The following is a 14814-nucleotide window of genomic DNA, read 5'->3' on the forward strand; positions in this document are numbered from 1 at the left end:
GGGGCGGTGCCGGCGTGCCCCCCCCCCGCCACACCCCGGGGCTCGTCCCGGTGATCCCGCTTCCGTGAGGCGCCGCGCTCTTCCGATCGGGATGGCCGGCACAGGGCCGGCCATGACGTGAGAGGGGATGTCGCCCGGCGGCGCCCTGTTTCGCAGCCTCAGCCCAGATCGATCGTCATGCCTAAGCCTCGCACCGGTCTGAAACCGAAGCGCTCGTAAAGGCTCTGTGCCCGCAATGCCGCGATCAGGCTGATATAAGCGCTTTCAGGAGCATGGGCCTTCAGATGGTCGATCAATGCCTGCATGATGCACTGCCCCAATCCTTTGCCCTGATGATCGGGAGCCACAGCCATGTCCGTGATCTGAAAGGAGCATCCGCCGTCGCCGATGATGCGGCCCATGCCGACGATCTCGGCCTTGTGCCTTACGATAATGCCAAACCAAGTATTCGGCAGCCCAGCTGCCGCGGCCTCGGGCGTTCGCTCGCTCAGTCCTGCAACCCGACGTAGGCGAACGTAATCGCCTACGTCAGGAACGCCTGCGACAAGCTCATAATGAGGTGGCGCCATGATGGTCATGGCGCAACTCTATATCAACTAAATCGTCGTTCAAGCCTGAATTCGGCCGATTACTCCGCGGCTTCCGCCACCGGGGCGGGCGGCGTCCACTTGAGCACGGGGCTGCGCGCCGCGCGGGTCTCGTCGAGGCGGCGGCGCGGGGCGTGGTAGGGAGCCCCGGTGAAGCGCTCGGTGTCGCCGTTCTTCGCGGCAAACGCGAGATCGCGCAGGGTCGCGATGAACAGGTCGAGGGACGACTTCGATTCGGATTCCGTCGGCTCGATCAGCATGGCGCCGTGCACCACCAGCGGGAAGTACATGGTCATCGGGTGGTAACCCTCGTCGATCATGGCCTTGGCCACGTCGAGGGTGGTCACGCCCGTGTCCTTGAGCCACGAATCGTCGAACAGCACCTCGTGCATGCACGGCTTGTCGCCGAAGGGCAGCGACAGCAGGTCCGACAGGCCGGCCCGGATGTAGTTGGCGTTGAGCACCGCGTCCTCGGACGCCTGCTTCATGCCGTCCGCGCCGTGCGAGAGCATGTAGGACAAGGCCCGCACATACATGCCCATCTGGCCGTGGAACGCCGTCATGCGGCCGAAGGGCTTTTCAGCGGCATCGGATTCCTGCTCCACCAGCTCGAACCCATCCTTGCCCGCGCGCACGAACGGCACCGGCGCGAAGGGCGCGAGGCGCTCGGACAGGACCACCGGACCCGAGCCCGGGCCGCCGCCCCCGTGGGGCGTCGAGAAGGTCTTGTGCAGGTTGATGTGCATGGCGTCGACGCCGAGATCGCCCGGCTTCGCCTTGCCCACGATGGCGTTGAAGTTCGCGCCGTCGCAGTAGAAATAGGCGCCTGCATCGTGGATCGCCTTGGCGATCTCCGCCACCTGCGGCTCGAAGAGCCCGCAGGTGTTGGGGTTCGTGAGCATGATCGCCGCCACGTCGGGGCCGAGCCGCTCCTTCACGTCCTCCACGTGCACCCAGCCGTCCTCGCGGGCCGGCACCGGCTTCACCTTGAAGCCGATGAGGGCGGCGGTCGCCGGGTTCGTGCCGTGCGCCGAATCGGGCACCAGCACCACGTTGCGGGTCGCGCCCTCGCCCTTGGCCTCGATGGCGGCCTTGATCGCCATCATGCCGCAGAGCTCGCCATGGGCGCCCGCCTTCGGCGACAGCGCCACGGTGGTCATGTTGGTGAGCGTGACCAGATAGCGGCCGAGCTCGTTCATCAGCTCCAGGGCGCCCTGCACGGTCGAGACCGGCTGGAGCGGATGCACGTCGGCAAAGCCGGGCAGGCGCGCCACGCGCTCGTTGAGGCGCGCATTGTGCTTCATGGTGCAGGAGCCGAGCGGAAACAGGCCCGTGTCGATGCCGTAGTTCTGCTGGCTGAGGCGCACGTAATGGCGCATGGTCTCGGGCTCTGAGAGGCCCGGCAGGCCGATGGGCTCCCGGCGCTCCAGTCCGCCGAGGCGCGGCGCGAAATCCTCCGGCTCGTCGAGATCGACGCCGGTCGTGTCGGTGCGGCCGATCTCGAAGAGCAGCGGCTCGACCTGCGCCAGCGCCTTGTTGCCGGTGAAGGTCGGGTGAGACCCGCCGGCGGGTCCGGCCGCGCGGGTGGCGTCGCCCTGCAGGCGGGCGGCCTGATCGCCCATGCCGGCGGCGGGATCCGCCACGCCGTGGGCCTGGGGTGTGGTGGGACGTCCCTGGCGGTTCAACATCACAGAACCTCCTTCAAGGCGGCCACAAAGGCCGCGCGGTCATCATCGGTGTTCACTTCGGTGGAAGCGACGAGCAAAAGGTTGTCGAGGCCGGCCCCCGGCAGAAGGCGCGACACGGGCACGCCCGCGAGCACGCCCTTCTCGGCGAGACGCTCCACCACCTCGGCGGCGGGCTTCGCGAGTTTCACGGTGAATTCGTTGAAGAACGTCCGGTTGAGCACCTCGACGCCCTTCACGCCTGCAAGCTGGTCCGCGAGCTTCACCGCGTTGGCGTGGTTGATGCGCGCCAGGCGCGTCAGCCCCGCCTCCCCGAGCAGGGTCATGTGGATCGTGAAGGCGAGCGAGCACAGTCCCGAATTGGTGCAGATGTTCGACGTCGCCTTGTCGCGGCGGATGTGCTGCTCGCGGGTCGACAGGGTGAGCACGAAGCCGCGGTTGCCGTCCGCGTCCACCGTCTCACCGCAGAGGCGGCCCGGCATCTGGCGGATGTATTTCGACTGGGTGGCGAAGAGGCCCACGTAAGGCCCGCCGAAGTTCAGCGCGTTGCCGATCGACTGGCCCTCGCCCACCACGATGTCGGCCCCCTGGCTGCCGGGCGACGTCAGCAGGCCGAGCGATACGACTTCCGTGAACACCGCGATCAGCAGCGCGCCGTGCTGGTGCGCCTTGTCGGCGATGGGCTTCAGGTCGCGCAGGTTGCCGAACACGTCCGGCGTCTGCACGACCACGCAGGAGGTCGTGTCGTCGATCTGCGAGAGGATGTCCTCGGTGCCGGCCACGTCCGGCGCCAGGATGACGGTCTCGTCGCTCGCCATGTCGGAGAGCGTCTTCACCACGTCGGCATAGTGCGGATGCAGGCCGCCGGAGAGAACGGCCTTGCGGCGCTTGGTGACGCGGTGCGCCATGAGCACCGCCTCGCCCGTGCCGGTGGAGCCGTCATACATGGAGGCGTTCGCCACATCCATGCCGGTGAGCGCCGCCACCTGGGTCTGGAACTCGAACAGATATTGCAGCGTGCCCTGGGCGATCTCGGGCTGATACGGCGTGTAGCTCGTGAGGAACTCGGACCGCTGGATCAGGTGATCGACGGTCGCCGGCACGTGGTGCTTGTAGGCGCCCGCGCCGACGAAGAACGGCACCGAGGACGCCGGGATGTTCCTGGCGGACATGCGGGAGAGGATCCGCTCCACCTCGAGCTCGCCCTTGCGGCGCGGCAGATCCACCGGCTCCTTGAGGAGCAGGTTCTTGGGCACGTCGGCGAACAATTCATCGACGTGATCGACGCCGATCCGGGCGAGCATCTCGCCGCGGTCGGTGTCGGACAAAGGCAAATAGCGCATCGGCAAAAAACCTTGGATGAGTTAGTGCGAGGGAATGCCCGCCACGACAATCTCCGTGAGGACGGAATTGGCGATGAAGCATTCCTTGTGGGCGAGGTGATGCATGTCGGCGATCTGCTCCGGCGCCGGCAGCCTGTCGCCGGAGAATTCGATTCGCGGGTCCAGGGTGATCCTGGACACGAAGAGCTTGCCGTTCTCGTTCTTGGTCATGATTCCGAGCGCTTCGTCCTCGTAGGCGTCGACGACGAAGCGCTTCTTGGCGGCGATCGACAGGAAGGTCAGCATGTGGCAGCTGGAAACCGCCGCGATGAAGGCTTCTTCCGGATCGACGGCGTCCTCCCGCGAGAGCGGCAGCGGCACGACGGAGGGCGACGCGGAGCCCGGCACCTCGATGCCGCCGTCGAAGCGCCAGACATGGCCGCGGCTGTAGCGGTTGTCGGAGAAAGCTTCCCCCTCTCCGCGCTTCCAGGCCACCCTGGCCGTGTATTCGTGTGCCATTGCCTTGCCCGACCTTGAGTATCCGCTGAGCCCATCCCGGGAAACCAACCGATCGGTCCCGTCCCTCTCGGTCGTCTTCGGCACGGGGCCGGTGACGACGTGGGGCGTGACGGGCTCCGATGGAGTTACGAAATCGACTTCACGAAGTCCTGGTACTGCTCCTCGGTCATGAGGCCGTCGAGCTCGCCCGGGTCCGTGAGGCGGATCTTCATGAACCAGCCGCGACCGGCCGGATCCTCGTTCACCGTGCCCGGGGAAGCCTCGAGCGCGCTGTTGACCTCGACCACCTCGCCGGAGACCGGGGCATAGACTTCGCTCGCCGCCTTCACGCTCTCGACGACGGCGGCCTCGTCGCCCTTCGACAGGGTCTTGCCGACGCTCGGAAGCTCCACGAAGACCACGTCGCCGAGCTGGCCCTGAGCGTAGTCGGAGATGCCCACGATGCCGGCGTCGCCCTCGACGCGGACGTATTCGTGATCCTTGGTGTAGCGCGTGGTCATGATGGATTCCCTCTCGTTGAAATGTCAGCGCTTGTAGCGGTGGGGGGCGAACGGCATGGCCGCGACCTTCGCGGGCAGCGGCTTGCCGCGGACGATGAGATGGAGGTCCGTGCCGGCGGCGGACACGTCCCTGGCGACATAGCCCATGGCGACCGGGCCGTTGACCGTGGGGCCGAAGCCCCCGGAGGTCACGAGGCCGACCTCACGCCCGTCCGGCGTCGTGATGACGGTTCCCTCGCGGGCCGGAGCGCGACCCTCCGGCCTGATGCCGACGCGGACGCGCGCGGCGCCGTCCCGGATCTCGCGCTGCACCCGCTCCGCCCCGGGGAAGCCTCCCTCCTCGCGGCGGCGCTTCTGGATCGACCAGTTCAGGCCCGCCTCGATGGGCGACGTGGTGGTGTCGATGTCGTGGCCGTAGAGGCACAGGCCGGCCTCGAGCCGGAGCGAATCGCGCGCGCCGAGGCCGATGGCCTTCACCTCCGGGTCGGTCAGGAGCCTGGTCCAGAGCGTGGGCGCATCGTTGCCGTGGCAGGAGATCTCGAAGCCGTCCTCGCCGGTGTAGCCGGAGCGGGAGACATGGCACCAGATCCCGTCGATCTGCACGTCCGCCGACATCATGAAGGGCAGCGCGGCGGCCTCGGGGGCGAGCTTGGCCAGGACGGCCTCGGCGGCCGGGCCCTGGAGGGCCATGAGGCCCAGATCGTCCTTGCGCTTCAGGCTGACGCTCTTGGGCAGCCGGGCCTCGATATGGGCATAGTCGGCTTCCTTCATGGAGGCGTTCACCACCAGGTAGAGCCAGCCCTCGTGCCCGGGGGCGCCGACGCGGGTCACCATGAGGTCGTCGAGGATGCCGCCGTCCTCCGCCAGCAGCTGCGAATAGCGCTGCTGGTTCGGCTTGAGGTTCAGGACGTCGGCGGGGATCAGCGCCTCGAGCGCGCGGGCGACGGTCTCGTGGCTCTTGTCCTCGGCGACCAGGAAGGCCTGGCCCATGTGGGAGACGTCGAACAGGCCCGCATGCTCGCGGGTCCAGTTGTGCTCGGTCAGGATGCCGGTCGGGTATTGCACGGGCATGGCGTAGCCGGCGAAGGGCACCATGCGGGCGCCGAGGCTCACGTGCTCGGCATGGAGCGGGGTCTGCAGGAGCGGCTCGTCGCTAGGCGCATGCTCGGCCATGGGATTCCCTCAAAGGTGCGCGTTCCATCGAGCCTTTCGGCCCGTTGCTGTGCGCCCCCTCTGTCCCGAGACCTGAGAGATTTCCCCGACCGCTCTCGCGGCAGGTTACGCCCGTCGGTGGGCGACGTCGGAACGTCGCCGCTTTCCAGAGTGCCAGCTCCCGCGCGGTCCTTTGGCCTGAGCGTTTCCGGGGCGGTTGCGCCTTCGGCGCCGGGCTCTTGGGCCCGGTCTCTTCCGCGGGGATCATCGGCTGGGTTTAGCTCTGAAGAGGAAATCGGGTCCTGTCAACAAAGCAGGCTGCCGCACGGGATAACTCCCTGCCTTAATTGACGGCAGGGCCGCGACGCTCCATGTTAGGCCCATCTTTCACAGAAGGGGAGAACGCGGCCCGATCCGGTCGGCAGCTCCTGGCATCGTTGCTCGAACTGATCATCGCCCTTGCTCTCGTCGCCCTCAACGGCGTCTTTGCCCTATCCGAACTCGCCATCGTGTCCGCCCGCAGGCCCCGGCTCAAGGCCATGGCCGAACAGGGCCGCTCCGGAGCCAACACGGCCCTGACCCTCATGGAGGATTCGGGCCGCTTCCTGTCCACGGTCCAGATCGGCATCACCCTCGTGGGCATCCTGGCCGGCGCCTTCTCGGGCGCCGCCCTCGGCGACCGGCTGACCCAGATCTTCCTCGACCGCGGCATGCCCGAGGGCGTGGCCGAACCCCTCGGCTACGGCCTCGTGATCGGCATCATCACGTATCTGTCCATCGTCATCGGCGAGCTGGTGCCCAAGCAGCTCGCCCTGCGCAACCCCGAGGCCATCGCCTGCACCATGGCCCCCCTCATGCTGGTGCTGTCCAAGGTCGCGGCGCCCGCCGTCTGGCTCCTGAACGCCTCGACCAGCCTCATCTTCCGCCTGCTCGGGGCCAAGTCCGACGACGGCACGACGGTGACGGAAGAGGAGATCAAGATGCTCGTCGGCGAGGCCGAAAGCGCCGGCGTGATCGAGGAGGAGGAGCGCCGCATGATCTCGGGCGTGCTCCGCCTCGGAGACCGGACGGTGCGCGGGCTCATGACGCCCCGGACCGACGTGGACTGGATCGACCTCGACGACGACGAGGACTCCATCCGCGCATTGCTGATCGAGACCCCGCATTCCCGCCTGCCGGTCAGCGAGGGCACGCCCGACAACGTGATCGGCGTCGTCCAGTCGCGGGAGCTCCTGGCGGCCCTGCTGTCGGGCCAGCCCCTCGACATCCGCGGCCACGTTCAGCAGGCGCCGGTCATTCCCGATACGCTCTACGCCCTCGATGCGCTCGCGACCCTGCGCGACGCCGAGGTCCCGATGGCGATCGTCCACGACGAATACGGGCATTTCGAAGGGGTCGTGACCCCGGCGGACGCCCTGGAGGCCATCGTGGGCGCGTTCCGGTCCGACGGCGAGGCGCCGGAACCCGACGCCGTCCGCCGCGACGACGGCTCCTGGCTGCTCGCCGGATCGATGCCGGTCGACGAAATGGCCGAGGTTCTGGGCGTCACGCTGCCGGAGACCCGCAGCTACCACACGGTCGGCGGCCTGGTGATCAGCGAGCTCCAGCATCTGCCCAACACGGGCGAGCACGTGGACACCCTCGGCTGGCGCTTCGAGGTGATCGATCTCGACGAACGGAGGATCGACAAGGTCCTGGCTGCCCCGCTCAACCAGCGGGCGGGCGCTGCCGCGCTGTACTAGCGCATCGTGCGGAAAAGTGGACACGACATTTGGGCTTCATCCGAGGCTCCCTCTCTTGACCGGCGCATCGGATGAGGCGGCCCTCTGGGTCCGTCCGATGCGCTAGCCGCCTGAGGATACGGATCCTGACAGTCTCCACGTCATCACCGGGCTTGTCCCGGTGATCCCGATACGGTGAAGCGCGGCGCTCTTCCGATCGGGATGGCCGGCACAAGCCCGGCCATGACGTGGGAGGGTGTTGGTGCCGGCCCAGACCACCTCGCCACGTCATCACCGGCCTTGTGCCGGTGATCCCGATGGTCTGAAGCGCCGCGCCTCACCGGATCGGGATGGCCGGAACAAGCCCGGCCATGACATCGGAGGGTCGTGGAAAGGGTCGCTGACGCGGCCCTTCGGGTCCGATGCTTCAGCCGCGGCGACCCCGGGCCGGCGCGCCACCGAGGCCGACCTCGATCTCGAAATCGTTGGCCGACGAGGCGGGCACGACGATGCCCTCCTCGACCACCGACACGGTCGTCTGGGTCTGACCCGCCGGGATCGCGGCCGCCACGCGGCGGGACCGGTTGGCGAAGACCGTCGACCCGTCCTTCACCACGATATGGACCGGGATGTCGTAGCGGCCGGCCGATCCGCCGACGCCGATGAGCGCCCGCGCCTCGATGCCGACCTTGACCAGGGTCGAGCCGTCCGGCTGGCCGATGCATTCGCGGGCCAGGTCGCCCAGGGAGATCTGGCTCCGGACGGAACCCGCCTCCCCGCCGCCGCGAACCTGGATGGCGGAGCCGCCGTCCACGACCTCGACGGCCGGACAATAGACGTCGTCGAGCTGCACCGTCCGGGCCTGAGCCGGCGCCTGGGTCGTGCCGGCGGTGAGCAGCATGTCGCCCATGCCGAGCCCGCCTCCTCCCGGCGCGCCGCAGCCCGCCAGAGCCACCAGGCCGGCCACGGCAAACGTCCACCCGGCCTTCCGGCCCCATCCTTCTCTCATGTTCGCCCCCACGTTCTTGGTCACCGCTTACGGCAAGGCATCGAACCCGGCCGCGAATCCGTTCAGGGATACGGGAATGCCGATCCCCTCCTCGGGCGTCTGGAACACGATGAAGGTGGCCGCCTGACCCGACTTCATCTGGCCGATCAGGCTCTCCTCCATCACGACCTCGGCCACGCATCCCGTGGCCAGGCAGCGGACGAACCCGGCACGGCCGATATCCGTCTGGTCGATCTTGAGGCCCAGGCCCGACGGCAACAGAATACCAAGGGGCGCGACCACGCGCAGGAGGCGGCTTTTGCCGTCGGCGGTTTTCAACACGATAATCACGAGCGTGACGTTGGGCCGGTCCTCGGCGACCACGTTCTGGACGAGGGCGCATTGCTCGGCCGTGGCGCCGGCCGGCGTCTCGCAGCGCATCTGCCACTCGCCGAAGGTGTTCTTGACCATGCCCTGAGCGCTGGCGCCGCTGGCCCCGAACAGGGCCGACAGCCCCAGGATTGCCGCCGCCCAATGGCGAGCCCACCGCGATGCGCCCATCGGTTTCTCCATCTGTTAACCCTGCTGTTAAGCCTGCCAGAGGGTCGCGGCCGGCCGCCGCTTCCACGTCCCATGTTGGCCCGTTGGGACCATGGCAGGGGGCGCGATGTCAAGCGAGAGGGGCCGATCGGCGGGCCGAAATGCGTTTTGGCGGTTATGACGCACAGTTTGGAACGCTTCTACCGTTGCGCTTCACCGCGTCCTGTGATCTTTGACGCAGATCAAAGGTGATGGCGCAAGCCGGGCACCGCTTTCCGCACGCCCGCGCCTTCCCCGATGCTTTCATGGCCCTGGGCCATCACATCTTTAGGAGCTTTGGAACGCCGATGCGGATCGAGACTGGACGTCGATCGGTGACCGCCCTCTCCACGGCAGCGGTCGCACTTGTGTTGGGCATAAGTGAGGCGTGGGCCGCCGCCGGCCGGCCTTCCCCATGGGAAACCGGCATGCAGGAGATGGTGACCGAGTTGGGACAGAGCGTGTCCAACTTCCACACCTACCTGGTTTGGCTGATCACCGCGATCTGCCTGTTCGTGCTGGCGCTGCTCCTCGTGATCGTCGCCCGATTCAACGAGAACAAGAACCCGGTCCCCTCGCGGACCACCCACAACACCCTCCTCGAGGTGGCCTGGACCATCGTTCCGGTCCTGATCCTCGTGGCGATCGCCATTCCGTCCTTCCGTCTCCTGCGCCAGCAGCTCGTGCCGCCGCAGGCCGATATCGTCGTGAAGGCGACCGGCTATTCCTGGTACTGGGGCTACGAGTACCCGGCCGATCAGGGCGGCGGCTTCAAGTTCGATTCGAACATGATCACCGAAGCCAAGGACCTCAAGCCCGATCAGCCGCGTCTGCTCGGCGCCGACAACGCCATGGTGGTGCCGGTCGGCAAGGTCGTGCGGATGCAGGTGACCTCCGCGGACGTGATCCATTCCTTCGCCATGCCGTCCTTCTACATCAAGGTCGATGCGGTCCCGGGCCGCCTGAACGAGACCTGGTTCAAGGCTGAGAAGGAAGGCGTCTACTTTGGCCAGTGCTCGGAGCTCTGCGGCAACGGCCACCCCTACATGCCGATCGAAATCCGCGTCGTGAGCGAGCAGCAATATGCCGCCTGGCTGACCGAGGCGAAGCAGAAGTATGCTTCGACCGAGGGCTCCGCTCCGCTCAAGTTCGCGACCGCTCAGTAATTGTTAAGAAGGACCACAGAGGTCTCATCATGGCACATGCAGCTGATGCCGCTCACGCGGATCACCACGATCACCTTCCGAGCTTCTGGCGCCGGTGGTTCTACTCCACGAACCACAAGGACATCGGAACGCTCTATCTCATCTTCGGCTTCACGGCCGGCATCGTCGGCGGCCTGCTGTCGATCGGCATGCGCCTGGAGCTCCAGGAGCCGGGTCTGCAGTTCTTCTCCAACCCGCAGGCCTTCAACGTCTTCGTGACGGGCCACGGCCTCATCATGGTGTTCTTCATGGTGATGCCCACGCTCATCGGCGGCTTCGGCAACTGGTTCATCCCGATCATGATCGGCGCGCCCGACATGGCCTTCCCGCGGATGAACAACATCTCGTTCTGGCTCACCGTCTCGGCCTTCTGCCTGATGCTCTGCTCGCTCTTCGTCGAGGGCGCTCCGGGCTCGCTCGGCTTCGGCGGCGGCTGGACGGTCTATCCGCCGCTCTCGGTCACCGGCCATCCGGGACCCGCGCTCGACTTCGGCATCCTGGCCCTGCACCTCGCCGGCGCCGCCTCGATCCTCGGCGCGATCAACTTCATCACCACGATCCTCAACATGCGCGCCCCGGGCATGACGCTGCACAAGATGCCGCTGTTCGCCTGGGCCATGCTGGTGACCGCGTTCCTGCTGCTCCTGTCGCTGCCGGTTCTCGCGGGCGCGATCACGATGCTGCTCACCGACCGCAACTTCGGCACGACCTTCTTCGAGCCGTCGGGCGGCGGCGATCCGGTGCTCTACCAGCACCTGTTCTGGTTCTTCGGCCACCCCGAAGTGTACATCATGATCCTGCCGGCCTTCGGCATCGTGTCCCACATTATCTCGACCTTCTCCAAGAAGCCGATCTTCGGCTATCTCGGCATGGCCTACGCCATGGTGGCGATCGGCGTCGTGGGCTTCGTCGTGTGGGCTCACCACATGTACACCGTCGGCCTCTCGCTCCAGACCCAGGCCTACTTCGTGTTCGCCACGATGGTGATCGCGGTTCCGACCGGCGTGAAGATCTTCTCGTGGATCGCCACCATGTGGGGCGGCTCCATCCGCTTCACGGCGGCCATGCAGTGGGCCGTCGGCTTCGTGTTCCTGTTCACGGTCGGCGGCGTCACCGGCGTCGTGCTGGCGAACGCTCCCGTCGACCGCTACATGCACGACACCTATTACGTGGTGGCCCACTTCCACTACGTGCTGTCGCTCGGCGCGGTCTTCGTGATCTTCGCGGGCATCTACTACTGGTTCCCGAAGATCACCGGCTACGTGATGCCCGAGTGGATCGGCCAGTTGCACTTCTGGGTCGCGTTCATCGGCGCCAACGTGCTGTTCTTCCCGATGCACTTCCTGGGGCTGTCCGGCATGCCGCGCCGCTACGCGGATTATCCGGATGCCTTCGCGGGCTGGAACCTGGTCTCCTCGATCGGCTCCTACATCTTCTTCGCCGGCCTCTTCATCTTCATGTTCGGCGTGGTCTATGCCTTCATCCGCAAGGAGCGGGCTGCCGACAATCCGTGGGGCGAGGGTGCGACGACGCTGGAATGGACCCTGTCCTCCCCGCCTCCGTACCACCAGTTCGAGACGCTGCCGCGCGTCGTCGACACCGGGCACTAAAACCGACGAGTGGGCGGCATCGCGCCGCCCGCTCCTCCCCAGAGGGCTTGGCATGTCAAGCCCTCCGGCGAGGAGCCGACCATCCGGAGGCCTATTCGGCCTCGTCCCGGCATTTCGGAAGATCACCAGTGATGAGCACCATGTCGAACAGTCTGGCCGAGAACCACGCAGAGCCCCTTGCCACGGCAGGCCTCTCGCAGGGCGACGTGTCCGACTTCTTCGCCCTTCTCAAGCCGCGCGTGATGTTTCTCGTCGTGTTCACGGCGCTCGTCGGCATGGTCGTGAGCCATCCCGACGTCCATCCGGTGGTGGCCTTCGTGTCGCTTCTGATGATCGCCATCGGGGGCGGCGCGTCGGGATGCCTGAACATGTGGTGGGACGCGGACATCGATGCCGTCATGACCCGCACCCGCAAGCGCCCGATCCCGGCCGGCAAGATCCAGCCCGGCGAGGCGCTGGCCTTCGGCGTGACTCTCGCGGCCGGGTCGGTGATCATCCTGGGGCTCGCCAGCAACTGGCTCGCGGCCGGGCTGCTCGCCTTCACGATCTTCTTCTACGTGGTCGTCTATTCCATGTGGCTGAAGCGCACGACGCCGCAGAACATCGTCATCGGCGGCGCCGCCGGCGCCCTCCCGCCGATCGTCGCGCAGGCCGCCGTGACCGGCCACGTCGCCTGGGACAGCGTCGTGCTGTTCGCCATCATCTTCATGTGGACCCCGCCGCATTTCTGGGCGCTCGCCCTGGTCAAGTCCGGCGATTACGAGCGTGCCGGCATCCCCATGATGCCGAACGTGGCCGGGCCCGATTCCACCCGCTTCCAGATCCTGGCCTACACGATCCTCCTGGCCCCGCTCGGCCTCGCTCCCGTGGCCCTCGGCTTCGGCGGCCTGGCCTATGCGATCATCGCGCTGATCGGCGGCCTCGGCATGCTGGCGCTCGCCGTGCAGGTCTACCGCCTGCGCCAGGGCGAGCCGGCCATGCGCGTCGCCCAGCAACTGTTCGGCTTCTCGATCCTCTACCTCTTCCTGCTCTTCGCGACCCTGCTCGCGGAGCATGGCTTCGGCTTCTTCCGCCCGGTGCTGGGGTAGTCGGATGAAGGACCGCATCGATTACGTCCGCCTGAACCCGGAGGAGCAGAAGCGCCGCCGCAGGCGCTCCGTGGCCCTGGCCCTGACGCTCGCCGCCTTCTGCATCCTGCTCTTCGCCATCACGCTCGTGAAGCTCGGGCCGGGCGTCCTTCAGCGTCCCCTGTGAGGCCCCCATGGCAGACACCACCAACCTCCAGCGCAAGATGCACCGCACGGCCTTCGCCTGCGTGGGAATCGTCGTCGGAATGGTCGGCCTCGCCTACGCGTCCGTGCCGCTCTACGACCTCTTCTGCAAGGTCACCGGCTTCGGTGGCACGCCGATCGTGCGCGACGCCAACGGCTCGGAGATCATGGACCGGACGATCGCAATCCGCTTCGATTCCAATGTCGCGCCCGGCCTGAACTGGCGCTTCGCGCCGGAGAAGCCCGAGGTCACGGTCCGGCTCGGCGAGACCACGACGGTCTACTACAAGGTCACCAACACCGGCGACAAGCCGAGCACGGGCATCGCGACGTACAACGTGCAGCCGGATCTCGCCGGCACCTACTTCTCCAAGCTCGAATGCTTCTGCTTCACGGAGCAGACCCTGCAGCCGGGCGAGACCCTGGAATCCGCGGTCGTGTTCTACGTCGATCCCCGCCTCGTCGAGGACGGCGACGTGAAGGACCTGACCTCCCTCACCCTCTCCTACACCTACTTCCCCTCCAAGGGGGGCAAGCCGGTCGCGGAGGTGACATCTTCCACCAAACCCATCGCTCAATAAGGGACGTGACAACTTAAGCGGAAACGTCTTAAAGCGAGTTCACATTCGAGGCACGGAGACGACACGAAATGGCCGAGGCCCACGCCAAGAACCACGACTACCACATTCTTGAACCGAGCCCGTGGCCGCTCGTCGGCGCGGTCAGCGCCTTCCTGATGGCGTCCGGGTTCGTGACCTGGTGGAAGGACATCGCCATCGCCGGGATGCATCTCGGCCCCTTCATCTTCGGCGCCGGCATCATCGGCGTGCTCTACACCATGCTGAGCTGGTGGACCGACGTGGTGAAGGAGGCCAATACCGGCTTCCACACCCGCGTGGTGCAGCTCCACCACCGCTACGGCATGATCATGTTCATCGCCTCCGAGGTGATGTTCTTCGCGGCCTGGTTCTGGGCCTATTTCGACGCGGCCCTCTATGCCGGCGACCCGCAGCTCTACTCGCGCGTCGAGGCCCTCGGCGGCGTGTGGCCGCCTAAGGGCATCGAGACCTTCGATCCCTGGCACCTGCCCCTCCTCAACACCCTGATCCTGCTCACCTCCGGCACCACGGTCACCTGGGCGCACCACGCGCTCCTGGAGAACGACCGCCAGGGCCTCAAGGCGGGCCTGTGGCTCACGGTGCTCCTGGGGGCGATCTTCACCTGCGTCCAGGCCTACGAGTACAGCCACGCCACCTTCGGGTTCAAAGGCAACATCTACGGCGCCACCTTCTTCATGGCGACGGGCTTCCACGGCGCGCACGTGATCATCGGCACGATCTTCCTGGCGGTCTGCCTGCTGCGCGCCTATCGCGGCGACTTCACGCCCAAGCAGCATCTCGGCTTCGAGTTCGCCGCCTGGTACTGGCACTTCGTCGACGTGGTGTGGCTCTTCCTCTTCGCGGCCATCTACGTGTGGGGCTACGGCGGCGCGGCGGCCGGCGGCGGCCACTGAGCCCGCTCCTCGCGCATCGTGCGGGCCCGGAGGGCCGCGCGGAACGATGCGCCGCCTGAGGGACTGAGCATCAGATCCGGACCCAAAAGTGGAACCACTTTTGGGTCCGATGCTCTAGCAGCAGGGGCGGCTCACAAGGCCGCCCTTCGCTTTTTGAGCCCC

15 protein-coding genes and 1 riboswitch are annotated in these 14814 nt (G+C 66.8%); of the genes, 7 read left to right on the top strand and 8 right to left on the bottom strand.

The genetic code is table 11. The annotated features are described in order from the left end of the window. Window positions 1–158 precede the first annotated feature (158 nt). The 6 genes from NF876_RS17490 to gcvT form a co-directional block, all read right to left on the bottom strand. Entirely contained in the window at window positions 159–578 is a 420-nt protein-coding gene (locus tag NF876_RS17490; RefSeq protein ID WP_262270058.1) for a GNAT family N-acetyltransferase, read from the bottom strand. Window positions 579–628: 50 nt separating this feature from the next. Continuing rightward, window positions 629–2275 carry an aminomethyl-transferring glycine dehydrogenase subunit GcvPB gene (gcvPB, locus tag NF876_RS17495; RefSeq protein ID WP_262270059.1) on the bottom strand — a complete coding sequence of 549 codons (1647 nt, stop codon included), beginning with the start codon at window positions 2273–2275 and terminating at the stop codon, window positions 629–631. Next, a complete protein-coding gene (gcvPA, locus tag NF876_RS17500; protein ID WP_262270060.1) occupies window positions 2275–3615 on the bottom strand; it encodes an aminomethyl-transferring glycine dehydrogenase subunit GcvPA in 1341 nt (446 codons plus the stop codon). Before gcvPA ends, gcvPB begins: the two co-directional genes overlap by 1 nt. Window positions 3616–3636: 21 nt before the next feature. Continuing rightward, a complete protein-coding gene (locus NF876_RS17505) occupies window positions 3637–4113 on the bottom strand; it encodes an OsmC family protein (RefSeq protein WP_262270061.1) in 477 nt (158 codons plus the stop codon). Between the two features lie 125 nt (window positions 4114–4238). Further along, window positions 4239–4613, bottom strand: coding sequence for a glycine cleavage system protein GcvH (gcvH, locus tag NF876_RS17510; RefSeq protein ID WP_262270062.1), 375 nt, complete (start codon window positions 4611–4613; stop codon window positions 4239–4241). A 24-nt stretch (window positions 4614–4637) separates the two neighbouring features. Continuing rightward, window positions 4638–5786, bottom strand: coding sequence for a glycine cleavage system aminomethyltransferase GcvT (gene gcvT, locus NF876_RS17515; protein WP_262270063.1), 1149 nt, complete (start codon window positions 5784–5786; stop codon window positions 4638–4640). A 155-nt stretch (window positions 5787–5941) separates the two neighbouring features. Next, window positions 5942–6033: riboswitch (glycine riboswitch) on the bottom strand. A gap of 169 nt (window positions 6034–6202) precedes the next feature. Here gcvT and NF876_RS17520 point away from each other — a divergent pair. Then, a complete protein-coding gene (locus NF876_RS17520) occupies window positions 6203–7507 on the top strand; it encodes a hemolysin family protein (RefSeq protein ID WP_262270113.1) in 1305 nt (434 codons plus the stop codon). A 406-nt stretch (window positions 7508–7913) separates the two neighbouring features. On the opposite strand, the gene NF876_RS17525 is transcribed toward NF876_RS17520, so the two are convergent. Further along, on the bottom strand, window positions 7914–8495 hold the full coding sequence (locus tag NF876_RS17525; RefSeq protein WP_262270064.1) for a hypothetical protein: 582 nt from the start codon (window positions 8493–8495) through the stop codon (window positions 7914–7916). Window positions 8496–8522: 27 nt separating this feature from the next. Continuing rightward, complete coding sequence (locus NF876_RS17530; RefSeq protein ID WP_262270065.1) at window positions 8523–9035, bottom strand: invasion associated locus B family protein; 513 nt, start codon at window positions 9033–9035, stop codon at window positions 8523–8525. A gap of 326 nt (window positions 9036–9361) precedes the next feature. Between NF876_RS17530 and coxB the strand changes: the two genes are divergently transcribed. From coxB to NF876_RS17560, 6 genes are all read left to right on the top strand, one after another. Continuing rightward, on the top strand, window positions 9362–10219 hold the full coding sequence (coxB, locus tag NF876_RS17535; protein ID WP_262270114.1) for a cytochrome c oxidase subunit II: 858 nt from the start codon (window positions 9362–9364) through the stop codon (window positions 10217–10219). 29 nt (window positions 10220–10248) lie between these two features. Then, window positions 10249–11868: a cytochrome c oxidase subunit I gene (gene ctaD / locus NF876_RS17540; protein WP_262270066.1), complete on the top strand. Its 1620-nt coding sequence runs from the start codon at window positions 10249–10251 to the stop codon at window positions 11866–11868. 131 nt (window positions 11869–11999) lie between these two features. Beyond that, the gene (locus NF876_RS17545; RefSeq protein ID WP_262270067.1) at window positions 12000–12956 is read left to right on the top strand and encodes a heme o synthase; all 957 of its coding nucleotides are present in this window, start codon (window positions 12000–12002) and stop codon (window positions 12954–12956) included. Window positions 12957–12960: 4 nt separating this feature from the next. Further along, the gene (locus NF876_RS17550) at window positions 12961–13122 is read left to right on the top strand and encodes a cytochrome c oxidase system small membrane protein (RefSeq protein WP_262270068.1); all 162 of its coding nucleotides are present in this window, start codon (window positions 12961–12963) and stop codon (window positions 13120–13122) included. 7 nt (window positions 13123–13129) lie between these two features. Beyond that, a complete protein-coding gene (locus NF876_RS17555; RefSeq protein WP_262270069.1) occupies window positions 13130–13720 on the top strand; it encodes a cytochrome c oxidase assembly protein in 591 nt (196 codons plus the stop codon). Window positions 13721–13788: 68 nt separating this feature from the next. After that, complete coding sequence (locus tag NF876_RS17560; protein ID WP_262270070.1) at window positions 13789–14652, top strand: cytochrome c oxidase subunit 3; 864 nt, start codon at window positions 13789–13791, stop codon at window positions 14650–14652. The last annotated feature ends 162 nt before the right edge of the window (window positions 14653–14814 follow it).

It is taken from the genome of Microvirga yunnanensis (assembly GCF_025460875.1).

Excerpts from the sequence above, each read along its gene's own strand:
- NF876_RS17490 (WP_262270058.1), bottom strand. The coding sequence starts at position 578 with ATGACCATCATGGCGCCACCTCATTATGAGCTTGTCGCAGGCGTTCCT.
- gcvPB (WP_262270059.1), bottom strand. The coding sequence starts at position 2,275 with ATGTTGAACCGCCAGGGACGTCCCACCACACCCCAGGCCCACGGCGTG.
- gcvPA (WP_262270060.1), bottom strand. The coding sequence starts at position 3,615 with ATGCGCTATTTGCCTTTGTCCGACACCGACCGCGGCGAGATGCTCGCC.
- NF876_RS17505 (WP_262270061.1), bottom strand. The coding sequence starts at position 4,113 with ATGGCACACGAATACACGGCCAGGGTGGCCTGGAAGCGCGGAGAGGGG.
- gcvH (WP_262270062.1), bottom strand. The coding sequence starts at position 4,613 with ATGACCACGCGCTACACCAAGGATCACGAATACGTCCGCGTCGAGGGC.
- gcvT (WP_262270063.1), bottom strand. The coding sequence starts at position 5,786 with ATGGCCGAGCATGCGCCTAGCGACGAGCCGCTCCTGCAGACCCCGCTC.
- NF876_RS17525 (WP_262270064.1), bottom strand. The coding sequence starts at position 8,495 with ATGAGAGAAGGATGGGGCCGGAAGGCCGGGTGGACGTTTGCCGTGGCC.
- NF876_RS17530 (WP_262270065.1), bottom strand. The coding sequence starts at position 9,035 with ATGGGCGCATCGCGGTGGGCTCGCCATTGGGCGGCGGCAATCCTGGGG.
- coxB (WP_262270114.1), top strand. The coding sequence starts at position 9,362 with ATGCGGATCGAGACTGGACGTCGATCGGTGACCGCCCTCTCCACGGCA.
- ctaD (WP_262270066.1), top strand. The coding sequence starts at position 10,249 with ATGGCACATGCAGCTGATGCCGCTCACGCGGATCACCACGATCACCTT.
- NF876_RS17545 (WP_262270067.1), top strand. The coding sequence starts at position 12,000 with ATGAGCACCATGTCGAACAGTCTGGCCGAGAACCACGCAGAGCCCCTT.
- NF876_RS17550 (WP_262270068.1), top strand. The coding sequence starts at position 12,961 with ATGAAGGACCGCATCGATTACGTCCGCCTGAACCCGGAGGAGCAGAAG.
- NF876_RS17555 (WP_262270069.1), top strand. The coding sequence starts at position 13,130 with ATGGCAGACACCACCAACCTCCAGCGCAAGATGCACCGCACGGCCTTC.
- NF876_RS17560 (WP_262270070.1), top strand. The coding sequence starts at position 13,789 with ATGGCCGAGGCCCACGCCAAGAACCACGACTACCACATTCTTGAACCG.